The following is a 17,089-nucleotide window of genomic DNA, read 5'->3' as shown; positions in this document are numbered from 1 at the left end:
AGGCCAACCGGAAGGTGGAGCCGGCGCATCACTTGGTTGAGGCGGCCGCCCGCGGCATCGGGCGGCAGCCGTTGAGGTGCGGGAGCCGGTGACCGTCGGCGCGGTGGCAGCCGGGCCGACGGTCACCGATCCAGCGGGCGTGCTGGTGGTTCGGCGGAAGGTCAGACGAACGAGGCGAGGCTCACGCCCGCCTCCTGCAATGCGGTGCGCACCTGGCGGGCCAGTTCGACCGCCCCCGGGGTGTCGCCGTGCACGCAGATCGACCGGGCGCGTACCGACACCGGGGCGCCGTCGACGGCCGTCACCTGCCCGGTGGTGGCCATCTTGACGCAGCGCCGGGCGACCGCGTCCGGATCGGTGACCAGCGCCCCTGGACTGCCGCGCTTGGCCAGGCTGCCGTCGGCCTGGTAGCCACGGTCGGCGAACGCCTCCCGGACGGTCTTCAGCCCCACCTCGTCGGCCTGGCGCAGCAGTTGCGAGCCGGGCAGGCCGAGGATCGGCAGACTCGGGTCGTACGCGGAGACGGCGGTGACCACCGCGGCGGCCTGCGCCTGGTCGGTCACGGTGCGGTTGTAGAGCGCGCCGTGCGGCTTGACGTACCGGACCCGGCCGCCCTCACTGCGGGCGATCCCGTCCAGCGCGGCGAGTTGGTAGAGCACGTCGTCGGAGAGCCGGTCGGGCTCGATGTCGATGGCCCGGCGGCCGAAGCCGGCCAGGTCCCGGTAGCCGACGTGGGCACCGATGGAGACGTCCCGGCTGATCGCCTCGGCGCAGACCCGGCGCATGATCGTCGGATCGCCGCCGTGGAAGCCGCAGGCGACGTTCGCGCTGGTCACGACGGAGAGCAGTGCCATGTCGTCGCCCAGCTGCCAGACCCCGAAGCCTTCGCCGAGGTCACTGTTCAGATCGAGGATGACCGACATCGCACCTCCTGGGGGACTGTGGTGAACGCCGTGAGTTCAGGTTGGCAGACTGTTGAACAATCCGTCAATGGTCATGTTGACTTGTACCCTCGTCGCATCATGGACCTTCTCTCGATTGTGGGCCCGACGGCATGAAGGACAATGACCGGGTGACGTGGCTGGCGAAGCTCCAGGACGACCGCTCTTTGATCACCCGGGCGAGCACCGCGCAGCGGGTGGCGGAGATACTCCGGGCGCGGATCACCGAAGGGGCCCTGCTGCCGGGCACCCGGCTCTCCGAGGAGATGATCGGGGCGGCGCTCGGGGTCTCCCGCAACACGCTGCGGGAGTCGTTCCGACTACTGATGCACGAACGGCTCGTCGTGCACGAACTCAACCGGGGCGTCTTCGTCCGGGTGCTCGACGTGCAGGACGTGGTCGACATCTACCGGGTCCGCCGGGTGCTGGAGTGCGCGGCCATCAGCAACGCCGGCAACAGCTCCGCCGAGGCGCTGGAGGCGCTGGAGGCCGCGCTGGTGGAGGGCGAGCAGGCGGCCGCGCAGCAGCGGTGGTTCGACGTCGGTACCGCCAACATGCAGTTCCACCAGGCCATCGCCGGCCTGACCGGCAGTCCCCGGATCGAGGAGATCATGCGCCAGGCGCTGGCCGAGATCCGGCTGGCGTTCCACGTGATGGCCGCGCCGCAGACCTTCCACCAGCCCTATCTGGAACGGCACCGGGAGTTGCTGGAGCTGATCCGCGGTGGCGAGGTGGAACGGGCGCACGCCGCGCTCGACGACTACCTGCGCACCGCCGAGCGGCAGCTCGTCGACGCGTACGCCGACGGAGTGCCGGAGAGCGTGGCCGCGCGCCGCTGAGCGCCCCTCGGCCACGGCTCTCCGGGCGCGGGCAGATGTCCGATGAGCGTGATACCACCGAGTTGTCAGGACTGACTCGTGGGATCACCGCCGAAACGCCGATGCCCGCGCGGGTGGGACCGCCGCGTCGGCGGGGTGGCCGGGGAAGGCGGTCAGACGGTGTGCAGCGCGTACACCCCGGCGTCGGTGCCGACTCCGGCCGTGCCGCCGAGGGCGGACCACGCGCTGCCGTTCCAGCCCGCGACGTGGTTCACCGCACTCCCGCCGGCCCGGGTGAAGAAGCCCCCGGCGATCAGGCGGCCATTGTGGACGGCCAGGGCCAGCACGATGTCCTCGGTGCCACCGCCCAGCGCGGACCACCCGGAGCCGTCCCACCGGGCCAGGTAGTTCGCTGCCGCCCCGCCCGCCTCGGTGAAGGTGCCGCCGACGACCAGCGCCGCGCCGAAGACGGTGAGGGCCCGCCCCTCCGCGTTCAGCCCGGCACCGAGGGCGGCCCACCCGCCGCCGGTCCACTCGGCCACGTAGCCGGCGGCGGTGCCGCCAGCCTGGGTGAACCCACCCGTGGCCACCAACGCGCCGTCGAAGACGGCCAGCGCCAGCACGTCGCCGTTGAAGCCGGTGCCGAGCGTCGACCACGCGCTGCCGGTCCACCGGGCGATCCGGTTGGCCGCCGTGCCGCCGGCCTGACTGAACCCGCCGCCGACGATCAGCGCGCCGTCGTGCACGGTCAGGTCCCAGACCGAGGGTACGTCCACCCCGGTGCCGCCGGACCCGGTCAGTGGCCACCACTCGGCGCCGTCCCACCGGGCGATGTGGTTGACGGTCACCCCGCCGGCCCGGAGGAACTGGCCACCGACGATCAGGTCCCCGTCGAAGACGGTCAGCGCGTCGACGAAGTCGAGCGAGGTGGTCATCACCCCGGTGCCGGCGGAGCCGGTCAACGGCGACCAGGTGGTGCCGTCCCAGCGCGCGATGCCGTTCACCCGTACCCCGCCGGCGGTGAGGAAGCTGCCGCCGGCGATCAGGTCGCCGTCGTAGACGACCAGTGCGGTGACCGAGCCGTCCGGCCCCGCGCCCAGCCTCGACCAGGCGGAGCCGTTCCAGGTGGCGAGGCGGTCGACCGCGGCGCCGCCGGCCTGGGTGAAGTTGCCGCCCGCGTACAGGCCGGGGGCGGCGGCCGCCCGGGTGTCGCCGGCCGGCCAGCCGAACGCGGAGGTCTGCCGGAGTGCGCCGAGGTCCCGGGTCGAACGGTGCAACACCGCCCCGGTGACGTCCCGGATCAGCAGTCGGATCGCGCCGGCCGCCTCGGCGGGCAGCGGCAGCGCGACCAGGTTCGCGCCGGTGTCGAGCACCCGGTCGGCCACCAGCGGGGTGTACCGCCCGGCGTTGCCCAGGGAGACGCTCAACGCCGCACCGGGCCGGCCCGGCCACCGGACGGCGAGTTGCGGGGTCTCGACCTCCCCGGCGGCGGGCAGCAGCGTCGCGTACAGCGCGTGATCGGAAGCGGCCGGCAACGACGGGGTGGTCGCGGCGGCCGACCCGTGCGGCGCGGCGCTCCAGGCACAGATCGCCGCCAGTGCGAACACGCAGAGTCCCCGACGTAGGGTGGATGTGCCGAATACGGACATGCGCGCTCCCTCTGCCGGGTCCGCCCAAATCCGGTCGGATCCTGCCAGGGAAAATACACCAGCATCAATCTATGGGCAATTCGACCACCACCCGCTGGGCGCTCGGGTCAGGCACGGCGGGTCGGGCGGTCGAGCAGGCAGAACTCGTTGCCCTCCGGATCGGCCAGTACGACGAACGGCTCGGTTCCGCGCTGCCCCACGTCCACCCGCCTCGCACCGAGAGTAATCAACCGTTCGACCTCCGCGACGGGGTCGCCCCGGTCCATCCCGAGGTCGACGTGCAGCCGGTTCTTGCCGACCTTCTCCGGCGCCGTGGGTTGCAGCCAGATGCTCGGCGCCGTGATCGGCGCCTCGTCCGGAGGCCACAGCTTCGCGCTGCCGTCGTCCCGTGGCTCGATCCGGTAGCCCAGCACCTCGGACCAGAACCGGGCCATCAGGTCGACGTCGCGCACGTCGAGGGTCCACTGGGCGATGCGACTGGTCACCGGGCCACCTCCGGCGGTGAGGAACTCCGTCGGTGCGACTCCTACCCCGACGGGCCGCCCGTCATGCCGGGGGCGACCGGGCGGCTCACGGGCGGCGCAGGGTCAGCAGGGTGATCTCGCTCGGTGCGAAGATCCGCAACGGCGGCCCCCAGAAGCCGGTGCCGCGACTGGTGTAGAGCCGGGTCCGGTCGCCGTGCCGGCTCAGCCCCCGCACGGCCGGCTGGTCGAGCCGGACCAGGAGGTTGAACGGCCAGATCTGCCCGCCGTGGGTGTGCCCGGACAGTTGCAGGTCGACGCCGTGCGCGACTGCCGCACCGACCTGCTTCGGCTGGTGGGCGAGGAGCACCACCGGCAGGTCCGGGTCGGCCCCGGCCAGCGCGGCGGCGTGGTCGGGACGGTGTCCGGGGCGGCCGGACGAGCCCGCGGTCGCGTCGTCGACCCCGGCCACCACCAGCCGGGAGCCGTTCCGCTCGACCACGAGGTGCCGGTTGTGCAGTGGCTCCCACCCCAGGTCCCGCATGTGGTCGAGCCAGCCCTGCGCCTCGCCGAAGTACTCGTGGTTCCCGGTCACGTACGTCCGGGCCAGCCGGGCGCGCACCTGCCCGAGCGGCGCGGCCTGGGCCCGGCGTTGCGCGACGGTGCCGTCGGCGATGTCTCCGGTGTGGCAGACGATGTCGGCGTCGAGCTCGTTGACGGCGGCGACCACCCGCGCCGACCAGCCGGCCCGGTCGATCGGCCCGTAGTGGGTGTCGGTCAGCAGGACGATCCGGAGACCGTCCAGCCCCGGGCCGAGTCGACCGATCGGCACCTCCACGCGGCGGACCCGGGGCAGCCGCATGGCCTCGACGTACCCCCAGGCGAGCAGCACCACCGAGACGACCGCGACCGCGGCGGCGGTGATCCGGGACCGGGCCGGGTCGGCGACGCCGCCGACCGCCAGCCCAGCCCGCAGCAGGTTGCCGAGCGCCGCCCAGACGAAGAGCACCCAGACCACGCCGAGCAGGGTGTCGCCGGTCCGGGCCGCCCAGTCCCGCCCCCGGCCGTGCCCGAGGTACATCAGCACCGGAAACGCGACGAGGGCCACGGCGAACAGCGCCGTGCCGGCGGCGAAAAGCGGGGTGGGCCAGTGCGCGCCGGCGGCGAGCAGCGTCCACCAGGGCACCCCGAACAGCAGCGCCAGGACGGCGGTCAGGGTCAGGCCGAACAGCAGTGGTCGCAGCAACCGCCGGGCGGGTGCGACCGGTACCGCAGGTGCCGCTTCGCTGGCTGACACGGCGGGGGACTCCTCAGCTCGGTCGGCGGGATCTCCGGGTACGCCGACGACATCGCCGCCCCGGGTGGGTGCAGCATGACACGGGCGGGGCCGCATCGACCACGTTGCTGAGCCCGCGCACAGCAAAGGGGTGTTCCGCCGGGCCGGCCTAGGATTGGTGCGAGGACATCTGCCCCGGCCGACGGGGGCGGGACGGGAGGACGATCGATGTCGAGCAGACACGAGTCCCGGGTCGAACGCCAGATCCGCGAGGCCCAGGAGCGCGGCGAGTTCGACAACCTCCCCGGGGCCGGCAAGCCGCTACCGGGACACGGCGGCACGTACGACGAAAACTGGTGGATCCGGGACTGGGTACGCCGGGAGAACCTGACCGACATCGGGCCGGCCTCGCTGCGGATCCGCAAGGAGGCGGAACAGTTGCCACAGCGGCTGGCCCGGGAGTCGTCGGAGCCCGCGGTCCGGGCCATCGTGACCGCGCTCAACGAACGGATCGTGCTGGCCCGGCGCGGCCTGGTCGACGGACCGCCGGTGGTGCTGCCGACCTTCGACGTCGAGCGGGTCGTCGAGACCTGGCGCCGGCAACGCGGCGCCAGCGGCTAGCGCCCCGCTACCGCGTCACCCGCCGGACGATTCGACGGACCATTCGGCGTCACTTCTGCCTGGGGCCCACCGGCGCCGATACCGCCACATTAGCTACCCCTACGGTCGCCTTGTCGGCCCGACCAACGGGCAAAGACATAGCGTCGGCCGTCGCTGAGTCCGGGTATCTGCGCCGCTCTCTCAGGACCGTCCAGCGAGGCGGCCCGGCGGCCGCACCCTAAACCGGTTCACGGCGAGCCTGCCCGAAGCCTGCCTGGCCCCTGTGGACCGGGGTTTCCGGGTCTCCCTCGCTGGTCACGCGGTATACATCGGAGGCTCCGCCTGAACCGGTTTATCCACTTAACAGTTCAGCTCCCCTAAGGCGTTGTCACGTCGTTGACACGGCTGTAACCCGCGTGTACGTTCCCTGCAAGTCGCGACGCCTATCCCACCCTCCCCGAGGCGCGCCACTACGCCCGTGCAATGTCAATGTGGACACCGAAAGGTGGGACGCGCATATGAGAAAGTACGGAATCGCCGGTGCCGCCCTCGCGCTCGTGCTGGCCGTGGCGACGGGCTGCGGCGGAGGCGACGACGAGGGCGGCAGCGACGGCGCCGTCACCGGCGAGATCACGGTGCTGACCCAGCGCACCGACATCGTCGACACCGTCTTCCAGGACTACAAGAAGACGTTCGAGGCGAAGTACCCGGGCACCACGGTCAAGTTCGAGGCGATCACGGACTACGAGGGCGAGGTCCGGATCCGGATGAACACCAAGGAGTACGGCGACGTGCTCCCCATCCCCAACTCGGTCACCGCCGACCTGCTGCCGACCTTCTTCGAGCCGCTCGGCACAGTGTCCGACCTGGAGAAGAAATACCGCTTCGTCCGCACCGAGCAGCGCTTCGAGGACAAGGTCTACGGTCTCGCCATCACCGGCAACGCGCAGGGCTTCGTCTACAACAAGAAGGTGTGGCAGCAGGCGGGCGTCACCGCACCGCCGAAGACGCCGGAGGAGTTCCTCGGCGCGCTGGCCGCGATCAAGGAGAAGACCGACGCGATCCCGCTCTACACCAACTACAAGGACAAGTGGCCGCTGGGCCAGTGGGAGGGCAATCGCGGCGGGATCAGTGCCGACCCGGACGCGGCGATCAAGCTGGGCAAGGACGACGCCCCGTGGGCGCCCGGCAAGGAACACCACATCATGGACTCGCTGCTCTTCGACGCCGTACAGCGCGGGCTGACCGAGCCGGACCCGACGACCACCAACTGGGAGCAGTCCAAGGGCATGCTCGGCACCGGCAAGATCGCCACGATGATGCTGGGCTCCTGGTCCATCGTGCAGATGCAGGACACCGCCACCGCCAAGGCGGACATCGGCTACCTGCCGTTCCCGACCCAGGTCGACGGCACGTTCCACAGTGTCATCGGCGGCGACTACAAGAACGGCATCAACGTCAACTCGAAGAACAAGGCAACCGCCCGGGCCTGGGTCGACTGGTTCGCCGACGAGTCGAACTACGCCGTCGACCAGGGCGGGATCTCACCGGTGATCGACCAGGCGATGCCGAGCACCCTGGCCGACCTGACCGCCGCCGGCACCGAGTTCATCGAATTCAACCCGGCGCCGACGGGCGAGGAGGGGCTGGCCGAGAAGGTCGGCAACGCCGCCGAGATCGCGCTCTACGACGGCACGTACCGGCAGCGGATCGTGGACGCGGCGCGCGGCGCGAAGAACGAGACCAAGGAACAGATCTTCGCCGACCTGAACAGGAAGTGGGCGGAGACGAGGTCGAAGGTCGGGTAGCGGCCGGCGCGACGACGAACGGCCCGGTCCGACCCGGAAGGTTTGTTTTCCTAGATGGCAACTCCGACGAACACCGCGAGTCGGTTCTCCGGGTCGACCGGTGCGCTGCCGCGGCGGCGGCTCGGTCCCACCGGCCCGCGCCGGCCGGTGCCGCGCCGGCGCAGGACCCTCACCCCGTACCTCTTCCTGCTCGTGCCGGTGGCGCTGCTCGCGGTCTTCACCTACGTCCCGGTGCTCAACATGTTCGGCTACAGCGTCACCTCGTGGAACGGCCTGAGCCCGAGCAAGGAGTTCGTGGGCGTCGACAACTACGTCGAGATCGCGACCCGCCCGGAACTCTTCGAGGTGCTCCGGGTCAGCCTCTACTACGTCGGCGCGTCGGTGCTGCAGATCGCGCTGGCGCTCTACTTCGCCACCGTGCTCAGCTTCAACGTCAGGTTCCGCAACCTCTTCAAGGGGATCATCTTCTTCCCTTACCTGATCAACGGCGTCGCGATCGCGATGGTCTTCCTCTACTTCTTCCAGCCCGGCGGCACCCTCGACTCGGCGCTGCGGGTCTTCGGGCTCGGCGACCTGTCGCAGCAGTGGCTCGGCGACCCGGACGTGATCAACTACTCGCTCGCCGGTACGTCGATCTGGCGCTACCTGGGGCTGAACTTCGTACTCTTCCTCGGCGCCATCGGGTCGATCCCGGCCCAGCTCTACGAGGCGGCCGAGATGGACGGGGCGAACCGGTGGCACCAGTTCCGCTACCTGATCCTGCCCGGCATCCGGCCGATCGTCGGACTGTCGTTCGTCCTGGCGGTCTCCGGATCGCTGTCGGTCTTCGAGATCCCGTACATCATGACCGGCGGGGCGAACGGCAGCGAGACGTTCGTGATCCAGACCGTCGACATGGCGTTCAAGTACTACAAGGTCGGGCTGGCCTCGGCGATGGCCGTCGTACTCCTCCTGATCATCCTGCTGCTTACCTGGATCCAGCGCCGGGTCGTGCCCGACGAGAAGGTGAACCTGTCGTGAGCCTGCCCGCCCTCCGCTCCCCCGGCACACCACCGCGGCGACGGGCCCGGGCCGCCACCGGCCTGGGTACGCTCGGCGCCCGGATCGCGCTGACCCTCAAGTACGCCTCCCTCGTCGTCGCCTCCCTGGTGGTGCTGGCGCCGCTGCTGGTGCTGCTGATGGCCTCGTTGAAGACCAACGAGGAATTCATCAACGGTGCGCCGTTCGACCCGCCGGGGAACTGGTTCAACCTCGACAACTACGTCACGGCGTTCACCCAGGGCGGCATGCTCCGGGCCTTCGTCAACACGTCGATCATCCTGGCCGTGTCGCTGGCCGGTACGGTGCTGATCGGCTCGATGGCGGCGTACGCCCTGGACCGGTTCGAGTTCCGGTTCCGCAAGACCATCATCCTGCTGTTCCTGCTGGCCACCCTGGTGCCCGGGGTGACCACCCAGGTGGCGACCTTCCAGGTGGTGGAGAATCTCGGCCTGTTCAACACCAGGTGGTCGGCGATCGTGCTCTTCCTCGGCACCGACATCATCTCGATCTACATCTTCCAGCAGTTCCTCCGGGGGATTCCCCGGGACCTGGACGAGTCCGCCGCGATCGAGGGCGCCGGCCATCTCACGATCTATTTCCGGATCATCCTTCCCCTGTTGAAGCCGGCGATCGCGACCGTCGTGATCATCAAGGGGATCACCATGTACAACGAGTTCTACATCCCGTTCCTCTACATGCCGGACCGGGACCTCGGGGTCATCTCCACCTCGCTGTTCCGGTTCAAGGGACCGTTCGGGGCGCAGTGGGAGGTCATCTCGGCCGGGGTCATCCTGGTCATCGTCCCGACGCTGATCGTCTTCCTGCTGCTACAGCGCTTCATCTACAACGGGTTCACCAGCGGCGCGACCAAATGAACTCGGCCACCGGGTACGAGCGGCTCGGGAGTTGATCACCCCGCTACCCTACGAGGGCTCTCCTCTCCCTGACTTCTCCTGCTGGAGCCCACATGCAGCGCGCCCTCGACAATCCGGTCGAATCTCCAGAGCAGCCGGTCGACCCCACTACCGGCCCGGAGCAGCCCGACGCCGACCGGGGCCGGGCCGCTCCGGACTCCGCGCCGCACCAGGTCGACGAGCCGGCGGCCACCCCGGGCGGACCGGACACCGGCGCCGTCCCGCCCGCCCGGACCGGGGTACGCCGAGGGCTCGTCGCGGTCAGACCGCTGCTCTTCGCCGCCGCGGTCGGGATTCTCGTGCTGGCGACCGAGGCGCTGGCCCAGGCCGCCAACTTCAACCCGTACTCCGGCCGGGTCCAGTACGGGATGCGGGCCGCTCCGATCGTCGTCGCCGTGCTCGCCGCGGGCTCCGTGTGGTGGGCCCGGCGCCGGGGACAGTCGTGGGACTCCGACCTGCTCCCGGCACTGTTCGGCGGGCTCGGCGCGCTGACCGTCGTGGTCGGCCTGCACGGCACCCCGTACGACCTGTACGCCCTCGACGGCGACCAGATGTTCCGGACCGAGGCGGTCACCCGGTTCGCCGACTCGTGGTGGGGCGCCGACTACACCTACCGCGGCCTGCCGGCGTACTACGCACCGGCGTACTTCTGGGTGCTGGGTCGGGCCGCCGACCTCGCCGGGCTGCCGCCGTGGTGGATGCTCAAGTACGGCAGCATCGCGGTCTCGTTCCTCACACCGCTGGTCTCGTACCTGCTGTGGCGCCGGGTGGTGACCGCCCGGGTCGCCGCGCTCATCTCGGCGACACCGCTGATCGTCCCCAACCTCACCGAGACGTACGCCTGGCTCGTCCTGGTCGCCCTGGTGCCGTGGTGGCTCCAGATCGGGCCCGGACTGACCCGGCCGGGCCTGCGGCGCTGGTCCCCGCTGCTGCTGGGCGCGATCGGCGCGGTGCTGTTCACCGTCTACTACTACTTCTTCTTCGTCCTGCCGATCGTGCTGCTCCTGCAACTCGCCTGGTCCCGCTGGCAGGGCCGGGTCAACTGGCGGGAGGTCGGCCGCCCGATGGGCATCCTCGGGATCGCCGCGCTCGGCTCGTCGCCGTACTGGGCGCCGCTGGCCTGGAACTTCCTCACCGCGCCGCACTTCGAGTCGCTGAACAACCGGTGGATCACGCTGAACTCGGGCAAGCTGGCCCTGCCGATGCTCGAACCGTCGGTGCTCGGCGTGCTGTGCCTGGTCGGCCTCGTCTTCCTGGTGGTGACCGCCCGGGAGGCACTGTCCCGGGCACTGCTCACCGTGCTCCTCGCGCTGTACGCCTGGCACGTGATCGGCTTCCTGTTCCTGGTCGCCGGCACGCCGCTGATGTCGTTCCGGATGCGCGAACTGGTGCCGACGGTGCTGCTGGCCGCGGCCGCGCTGGCTGCGGTCCGGGCGGTCCGGTACGCCGCCGGCAGATTCTCCGCCGAGCACGTCTGGCGGGTAGCCGCGACCCTCGGCGTACTGCTGGCGATCTTCGCCGGTGACCGCTTCGTCAACCTGGTGCTGGCGGACATCGGCAACGCGCACAACCGTGCCCTGCCGAACGGCGAGTTGCCGCCGTTCCACGAGCCCGACGCGAAGGCGTGGGGAACGCCGCCGGCCAAGCTGAGCGCGTTCATCGACGGCCGGTACCGGGGCACCGGGCATCCGGTCGTGCTCACCGGGCACTCCGACCTGATGGCGCTCAACCCGTACTACGGGTTCGTGCAGTGGAACGCCAACTACAGCCACCCGACCGCCCAGTTCAACCGACGGATCACCTTCCTTACGGAGCTTGCCCGGTCGGGCACCCCGGCCGAGTTCGCCGGTCGGCTCCGGGACAACCCGTACGACCGGATCGACGTGGTGGTGCTGCACGTCGTCGAAGATCGGCTGGTCTTCAGGTTCCACGCCGACGACTTCCCGTTCGGCACCGCCCGCCAGGAGATCAGCTTCCCGCGCAGGCTGGTGACGCCGGAGCACTTCGAGGTGGCCACGGTCAACGACACGCTCGTCGCGGTACTGCGGTCGTAGGCCGGGGCGGCCGGCGGTATCGTCGTCCGGTGCGTGCAGACGGCGTCGGCCGGAGCCCGGCCGGCCGGCCACGGACCTCCGCGCGGACCGACTCCCCCGACCGAGCCGGCCAGACCGACCGAGCCGGGTCGACCGGTCGGGCCGGCTCGGCGCGGGCGGGAAGGGCGCTGCGGGTCACCACCCGCAACGCCAGCTTCCAGCAGTGGTCGGCGCTGTTGACCAACCGGACGAAGCGGCAGCGGGCCGGCGAGTTCCTGGTGCAGGGTGTCCGGCCGATCAGCCTGGCGGTGCGGCAAGGCTGGCCGGTGCACGCCCTGCTGCACCTGGACGGGGTGCCGCTGTCCCGGTGGGCCCGGGACCTGCTCGACCAGACCACCGGCAGCCGGGTCGCGGTCGCCCCCGACCTGCTGCGGGAACTCGGCGGCAAGGACGAGGACCAGCCCGAACTGATCGCCGTGGTGGGTCTGCCGGCGGACCGGCTGGACCGGATCCCCACCGGACCGGACGCGCTGGTGGTGGTCTTCGACCGGCCCACCGCACCGGGCAACATCGGCACGCTGGTCCGCTCCGCCGACGCGTTCGGCGCCGCCGGGCTGGTGGTGGTCGGGCACGCCGCCGACCCGTACGACCCGAGGGCGGTCCGGGCCAGCACCGGCTCGCTCTTCGCGATCCCGGTGGTCCGTACCGGGTCGCACCGCGACGTGCTCGACTGGGTGACGGCGCTGCGCGGGCGCGGGCTGCCGGTGCAGGTCCTCGGCACCGACGAGGCCGGCGAGGTGGAGATCGCCGAACACGACCTCACCGGCCCCACCGTGCTGCTGGTCGGCAACGAAACCTCCGGGCTCAGCGCCGCCTGGCGGCAGTCCTGCGACCGGATGCTCCGGATCCCGATCGCCGGCTCGGCGAGTTCGCTGAACGCCGCGACCGCCGGCACGGTCGCGCTCTACGAGGCCGCCCGGCAGCGACGCGCCCGACCGGCGCCGCCCGGTTGACCTCCCTCCCCCGTGACGGAGGTGGTCGGCCGGGCGACGCCGGCAGTCGGCGGCAGCACTGGTCAGCGCGACACCACGGCCGCCGGGGCCGGATCGCCCGATGTCGGCGCGGTCGGCGGCGCCGCGCGCCGGGACAGCCGGCCCGGCCACCAGGTGGCGGGTCCGACCGAGAGCGCCAGCGCCGGAATCAGCAGGCTGCGCACCAGGAACGTGTCGATGAGTACGCCGACCGCGACGATCACCCCGGTCTGCACCGACGGCACCAGCGGCATCACACTCAACGCGGCGAAGGTGGTCGCCAGCACCACCCCGGCGCTGGTGATCACTCCCCCGGTGACCGTCAGCGCGTGCAGTACGCCCCGCCGGTGCCCCAGCACGGCGACCTCCTCCCGGGCCCGGGTCATCAGGAAGATGGTGTAGTCCACGCCCAGCGCGACCAGGAACAGGAACGTCTGCAACGGCAGCGCCACCCAGAGCCTCGGGTGGCCCAGCGCGTCGAGGATCAGCCCGGCCGCACCCAGCGCGGCGATGTACGACAGCACCACGCTGGCCATCAGCAGCAGGGGCGCGACCAGTGCCCGGAGCAGCACCACCAGCACGAGGAAGACGACGAGCAGGATCAGCGGCATCACCACCCGGTCGTCCCGGGCGGTGACCCGGTCGGTGTCCAACTGGTACGCGGTCTCGCCGCCGACCAGCGCGTCTGCACCGGGCACCGCCCGCAGCGCGGTACGCAGCCGGTCGACGCTCTCCTTCGCCGCCTCGGTGCCCGGGTCGTCGGCCAGTACCGCCGGAATCCGTACCCACCGGCCGTCGGCGGAGCGCTCCGCCGGGCCGACCTCGGCGATCCCGTCGACGCCCCGGGCCACCTGGGCCACCTGGTCGGCGCTGCCCGCACCGGCCACGATCTCCGCCGGCCCGAGCTGGCCGGCCGGCCAGTGCGTCTCGACCATCCGTTGACCGGTGACCGAACCGACCTCCCGGGTGAAGAACTCGTCACCGGGCAGGCCGATGCTGAGGTTGCCGATCCCGAGCACGAGTACCCCGAGCGCGAGCGTGCTGCCGATCCAGGTGGTCCGGGGCCGGCGCTCAACGAACCGGGCCACCCGGGCCCAGCCACGGTGGTCCTCGGCGACGTCGTGCCCGGCCAGGCCTGCCGTGTAACGGGGCACGAACGGCCAGAACACCCAGCGGCCGAAGAGCACCAGCACCGCCGGCAGCAGGGTGGCCATCGCGACCAGGGTGGCGGCGATGCCGACCGCACCGACCGGGCCAAGACCCCGGGTCGACGGCAGCTCGGCGGCGAGCAGGCAGAGTAGTCCGGCGCCGACCGTGGCGGCCGAGGCGCACATCGCCGGGAAGGAGCGGCGCAGCGCCAGCGCCATCGCCTCGTGCCGATCCTCGTGCCGCCGCAACTCCTCCCGGTACCGGGCGACGATCAGCAGCGCGTAGTCGATCCCGACGCCGAGGACCAGCACGGTCAGGATGTTCTGGCTCTGGAAGTCGACGGTGAGCCCGCCGTACTCGGCGAGCAGGTAGACCGCCGCGCTGGCCACCTGACTGGCCAGCCCGGCGGTGAGCAGCGGGATCAACCAGAGCACCGGACTGCGGTAGGTGACCAGCAACAGCAGCGCCACCGCGCCGATCGTGGCGAACAGCAGCGTGCTGTCCATCCCGCCGAACGCGTCGAAGAGGTCCCCCTCGGCCCCGGCCGAGCCGGTCAGCGCGGTACGCAGGCCGTCCGGCCCGCCGTCGCCCAGCCGCTGCCGGATCTCACCGACCGCCGCCGACTGCGCCTCGTCGGTGCCGGCGAGCGGGAAGGAGAGCAGCAGCGCCCGGCCGTCGTCGCTGGGCAGCTCGGGCGGGACGATCCCGTCGACCGCGTACCGGGCGAACGCCGCCCGGTCGGCCGCGACCCTGGCCCGGTCGGCCCCGGTGAGGCCGGTGTCCCGGGCGTACACGGCGACCGCGACCAGCGCGTCCGGTCCGGGGAACGCGGCCTCGGCCCGCGCGGCCGCCCGGCTCGCCTCGGCACCGCCGGGCAGCGCGCCGAGATTGTCGTTCTGCTGTACCTCGGTGAGCTTGAGCGCGAGCGGGCCGACGACCGCGGCGATGACCACCCAGAGGGCCAGCATCGCGAACTTGGCGCGCCGACCGGCGACGACGCCGGCCAATGAACCTTTTTCCACCTCCCCTTGCGGTCCGGTGGACCGCGAGGTCGAACGCGGGGCGCGAGCGTCGCGCGGTTCAGCCGGAAAAGGGGTCAATCGGTGCCTGGACATGGCATGTTCCTCCCGGAACCTGGTATGGCTGCTGGTTCGACCGGCTGGCGTCGCGGCGGGCATCGGGCCCGATCGGTCATGCCATCGATCCAACGGGCTGGCGGGGCCGGCGGCAGGGGTGGCACGTCCCGAACGACGGTGGTCTTAACACCACAGATCGGAGTCGGACGGGTCGACCAGAATGGGCCCATGGACTCCGCGACCACCGCCCGGCTACCACCGGGGCTCCGGCGCCGACTCATCCAGGCCGGCCAGGCGCTGCTGCTCGCCGTACTCTCGGTCAGCGCCAACATCGCCCTGCTGGTGCTCTCGGTGCTCTCCCTCGGCTTCACCGTGCTGGGAGCGGGCTTCTTCGCCTTCCCGGCGGTGACCGCCGCGGTACGCGAGCTCGCCGGCCTCAACCGCCGGATCGCGGGGTGGTGGACCGGCCGGGAGGTGCCGAGCCCGTACCGGCCGCCGCCGGAGCGGATGACCGTCTGGTCCCGGTACCGGTGGGTGGTGACCGATCCGGCCACCTGGCGGGACCTGCTCTGGCTGCTGGCGTCGATACCGGCCGGGCTGGTGCTCGGGCTGCTCCCGGTCTGCCTGGTGGTCTACGGCCTGGAGGGGCTGCTCGGGGTGCCGGTGCTGCTCTGGGCCCTCGACGCCTGGTACGGCTACGGCGCGGTCTGGCCGGCCGACAGCCTGGGCAAGGCGCTGCTGGCGGTGCCGCAGGGTGCCCTGATCCTGCTCTTCGGCGTCTTCACCGGCGACCTGATCCACCGGATGCACGCCGGCTTCACCCGGGCGCTGCTGGCGCCGACCGCGTCGGCCGCGCTGCACCAGCGGGTCCGGCAGCTCACCGAGACCCGGTCGGAGACCGTCGACGCGCAGGCCGCCGAGCTGCGCCGGATCGAGCGGGACCTGCACGACGGGGCCCAGGCCCGGCTGGTGGCGCTGAGCATGAGCATCGGGCTCGCCGAGGAGCTGATGAGCCGGGATCCGGAGGCGGCCCAACGGCTGATGGCGGAGGCCCGGGAGGCCAGCGGGCAGGCCCTGGGCGAGTTGCGGGACCTGGTCCGGGGCATCCATCCGCCGGTACTCGCCGAGCGCGGGCTGGCCGGTGCGGTCCGGGCGCTCGCGCTGAAGCTGCCGCTGCCGGTGGAGGTCGACGTCGACCTGCCGGGCCGGCCGCTGGCCCCGGTCGAGTCGGCGGTCTACTTCACCGCGGCCGAACTGCTGGCCAACGTCGCCAAGCACAGCGCCGCGCGCACCGCCTGGGTACGGCTGCGGCACGGCGACGGCCGGCTGGTCATGGCGGTCGGCGACGACGGCGTCGGCGGGGCCGACCCGGCCGGCGGCAGCGGCCTGCGGGGGATCGAACGACGGCTCGCCGCCTTTGATGGCACGATGTTCGTGGCCAGCCCGCCCGGCGGGCCCACGACCGTGACCATGGAGCTGCCGTGCGAGTTGTCATCGCCGAAGACCTCGCCCTGCTCAGAGACGGGTTGACCCGGCTGCTCCAGGCGTTCGACTTCGAGGTGGTCGCCGCGGTCGACAACGGACCGGCCCTGCTGCCGGCGCTGCTCGACCACCGCCCCGACGTGGCGGTGGTCGACGTACGGCTGCCGCCGACCTTCACCGACGAGGGGCTCCAGGCGGCGATCGAGGCGCGTACCCGGATCCCGGGCCTGCCGGTCCTGGTGCTGTCCCAGCACGTCGAGCAGCTCTACGCCCGGGAACTCCTGGCCGACCGGACCGGTGCGATCGGCTACCTGCTCAAGGACCGGGTCTCCAATGTGGGCCAGTTCGTCGATGCGGTGCGGCGGGTGGCCGCCGGCGGCACGGTGATGGATCCGGAGGTCATCGCCGAGCTGCTGGCCAACCGCTCCGGCGCCGAGCCGCTGCACGCACTCACCACCCGGGAGCGGGAGGTACTCGGCCTGATGGCGGAGGGGCGGTCCAACGCGGCGATCGCGGGCCGGCTCTTCGTCACCGAGAAGGCGGTCAGCAAGCACATCAACAACATCTTCAGCAAGCTGGGCATGCCGCCGTCGGAGGACGACAACCGGCGGGTGCTGGCCGTGCTGACGTACCTGAACGCCTGACGGGTCAGCGGCGGTCCGCCACGACTGGCGGACGGAACCGGGCGGATGATCGTCCAATGTGACCAATGGAATTGATCAGTGTAATTCGCTACTATCCGCCATCAGTGCCTTACCCGGCGCCGATGGTCCGGTCGTACTGATCACCACGGGTCAAGCCGATCGTCAC

Annotated in this window: 14 protein-coding genes; 9 read left to right on the top strand and 5 right to left on the bottom strand. The window is 71.5% G+C overall.

The annotated features are described in order from the left end of the window. Window positions 1–161: 161 nt before the first annotated feature. A complete protein-coding gene (locus tag AAH979_RS08305; RefSeq protein WP_346257462.1) occupies window positions 162–923 on the bottom strand; it encodes a 5-oxoprolinase subunit PxpA in 762 nt (253 codons plus the stop codon). Between the two features lie 149 nt (window positions 924–1,072). On the opposite strand from AAH979_RS08305, the gene AAH979_RS08300 reads away from it, so the two are divergent. Continuing rightward, on the top strand, window positions 1,073–1,780 hold the full coding sequence (locus tag AAH979_RS08300) for a GntR family transcriptional regulator (RefSeq protein ID WP_346257461.1): 708 nt from the start codon (window positions 1,073–1,075) through the stop codon (window positions 1,778–1,780). A 152-nt stretch (window positions 1,781–1,932) separates the two neighbouring features. On the opposite strand, the gene AAH979_RS08295 is transcribed toward AAH979_RS08300, so the two are convergent. From AAH979_RS08295 to AAH979_RS08285, 3 genes are all read right to left on the bottom strand, one after another. Next, window positions 1,933–3,408, bottom strand: a complete 1,476-nt coding sequence (locus AAH979_RS08295) for a hypothetical protein (RefSeq protein ID WP_346257460.1) — start codon at window positions 3,406–3,408, stop codon at window positions 1,933–1,935. 107 nt (window positions 3,409–3,515) lie between these two features. Then, on the bottom strand, window positions 3,516–3,893 hold the full coding sequence (locus AAH979_RS08290) for a VOC family protein (RefSeq protein ID WP_346257459.1): 378 nt from the start codon (window positions 3,891–3,893) through the stop codon (window positions 3,516–3,518). An 85-nt stretch (window positions 3,894–3,978) separates the two neighbouring features. After that, window positions 3,979–5,166: a metallophosphoesterase gene (locus AAH979_RS08285; protein WP_346257458.1), complete on the bottom strand. Its 1,188-nt coding sequence runs from the start codon at window positions 5,164–5,166 to the stop codon at window positions 3,979–3,981. A 207-nt stretch (window positions 5,167–5,373) separates the two neighbouring features. On the opposite strand from AAH979_RS08285, the gene AAH979_RS08280 reads away from it, so the two are divergent. From AAH979_RS08280 to AAH979_RS08255, 6 genes are all read left to right on the top strand, one after another. Continuing rightward, window positions 5,374–5,766: a DUF1992 domain-containing protein gene (locus tag AAH979_RS08280; RefSeq protein WP_346257457.1), complete on the top strand. Its 393-nt coding sequence runs from the start codon at window positions 5,374–5,376 to the stop codon at window positions 5,764–5,766. 497 nt (window positions 5,767–6,263) lie between these two features. Next, a complete protein-coding gene (locus AAH979_RS08275; protein WP_346257456.1) occupies window positions 6,264–7,553 on the top strand; it encodes an extracellular solute-binding protein in 1,290 nt (429 codons plus the stop codon). Between the two features lie 54 nt (window positions 7,554–7,607). Then, a complete protein-coding gene (locus AAH979_RS08270; RefSeq protein ID WP_346257455.1) occupies window positions 7,608–8,573 on the top strand; it encodes a sugar ABC transporter permease in 966 nt (321 codons plus the stop codon). After that, the gene (locus AAH979_RS08265; RefSeq protein ID WP_346257454.1) at window positions 8,570–9,469 is read left to right on the top strand and encodes a carbohydrate ABC transporter permease; all 900 of its coding nucleotides are present in this window, start codon (window positions 8,570–8,572) and stop codon (window positions 9,467–9,469) included. Before AAH979_RS08270 ends, AAH979_RS08265 begins: the two co-directional genes overlap by 4 nt. A 92-nt stretch (window positions 9,470–9,561) precedes the next feature. Next, window positions 9,562–11,562, top strand: a complete 2,001-nt coding sequence (locus AAH979_RS08260; protein ID WP_346257453.1) for an arabinofuranosyltransferase — start codon at window positions 9,562–9,564, stop codon at window positions 11,560–11,562. A gap of 167 nt (window positions 11,563–11,729) precedes the next feature. Then, window positions 11,730–12,554 carry an RNA methyltransferase gene (locus AAH979_RS08255; protein WP_346257597.1) on the top strand — a complete coding sequence of 275 codons (825 nt, stop codon included), beginning with the start codon at window positions 11,730–11,732 and terminating at the stop codon, window positions 12,552–12,554. A gap of 62 nt (window positions 12,555–12,616) precedes the next feature. Here the strand turns inward: AAH979_RS08255 and AAH979_RS08250 are convergent, their stop codons facing one another. Further along, complete coding sequence (locus AAH979_RS08250) at window positions 12,617–14,743, bottom strand: MMPL family transporter (RefSeq protein WP_346257452.1); 2,127 nt, start codon at window positions 14,741–14,743, stop codon at window positions 12,617–12,619. A 282-nt stretch (window positions 14,744–15,025) separates the two neighbouring features. Between AAH979_RS08250 and AAH979_RS08245 the strand changes: the two genes are divergently transcribed. Both AAH979_RS08245 and AAH979_RS08240 read left to right on the top strand, forming a co-directional pair. Beyond that, a complete protein-coding gene (locus tag AAH979_RS08245; RefSeq protein WP_346257451.1) occupies window positions 15,026–16,327 on the top strand; it encodes a sensor histidine kinase in 1,302 nt (433 codons plus the stop codon). Next, window positions 16,279–16,923, top strand: a complete 645-nt coding sequence (locus AAH979_RS08240; RefSeq protein WP_346257450.1) for a response regulator transcription factor — start codon at window positions 16,279–16,281, stop codon at window positions 16,921–16,923. Before AAH979_RS08245 ends, AAH979_RS08240 begins: the two co-directional genes overlap by 49 nt. The last annotated feature ends 166 nt before the right edge of the window (window positions 16,924–17,089 follow it).

Origin of the sequence: Plantactinospora sp. ZYX-F-223 (genome assembly GCF_039649625.1) — a bacterium.
Taxonomy (GTDB): domain Bacteria; phylum Actinomycetota; class Actinomycetes; order Mycobacteriales; family Micromonosporaceae; genus Plantactinospora.
The sequence above is the reverse complement of the archived record's forward strand: the minus strand, read 5'-3'. Positions and strand labels throughout refer to the sequence as shown.

What these genes read in the sequence shown, in the direction of transcription:
- AAH979_RS08305 (WP_346257462.1), bottom strand. Translation starts at nt 923, where the DNA reads ATGTCGGTCATCCTCGATCTGAACAGTGACCTCGGCGAAGGCTTCGGG.
- AAH979_RS08295 (WP_346257460.1), bottom strand. Translation starts at nt 3,408, where the DNA reads ATGTCCGTATTCGGCACATCCACCCTACGTCGGGGACTCTGCGTGTTC.
- AAH979_RS08280 (WP_346257457.1), top strand. Translation starts at nt 5,374, where the DNA reads ATGTCGAGCAGACACGAGTCCCGGGTCGAACGCCAGATCCGCGAGGCC.
- AAH979_RS08275 (WP_346257456.1), top strand. Translation starts at nt 6,264, where the DNA reads ATGAGAAAGTACGGAATCGCCGGTGCCGCCCTCGCGCTCGTGCTGGCC.
- AAH979_RS08270 (WP_346257455.1), top strand. Translation starts at nt 7,608, where the DNA reads ATGGCAACTCCGACGAACACCGCGAGTCGGTTCTCCGGGTCGACCGGT.
- AAH979_RS08260 (WP_346257453.1), top strand. Translation starts at nt 9,562, where the DNA reads ATGCAGCGCGCCCTCGACAATCCGGTCGAATCTCCAGAGCAGCCGGTC.
- AAH979_RS08245 (WP_346257451.1), top strand. Translation starts at nt 15,026, where the DNA reads ATGGACTCCGCGACCACCGCCCGGCTACCACCGGGGCTCCGGCGCCGA.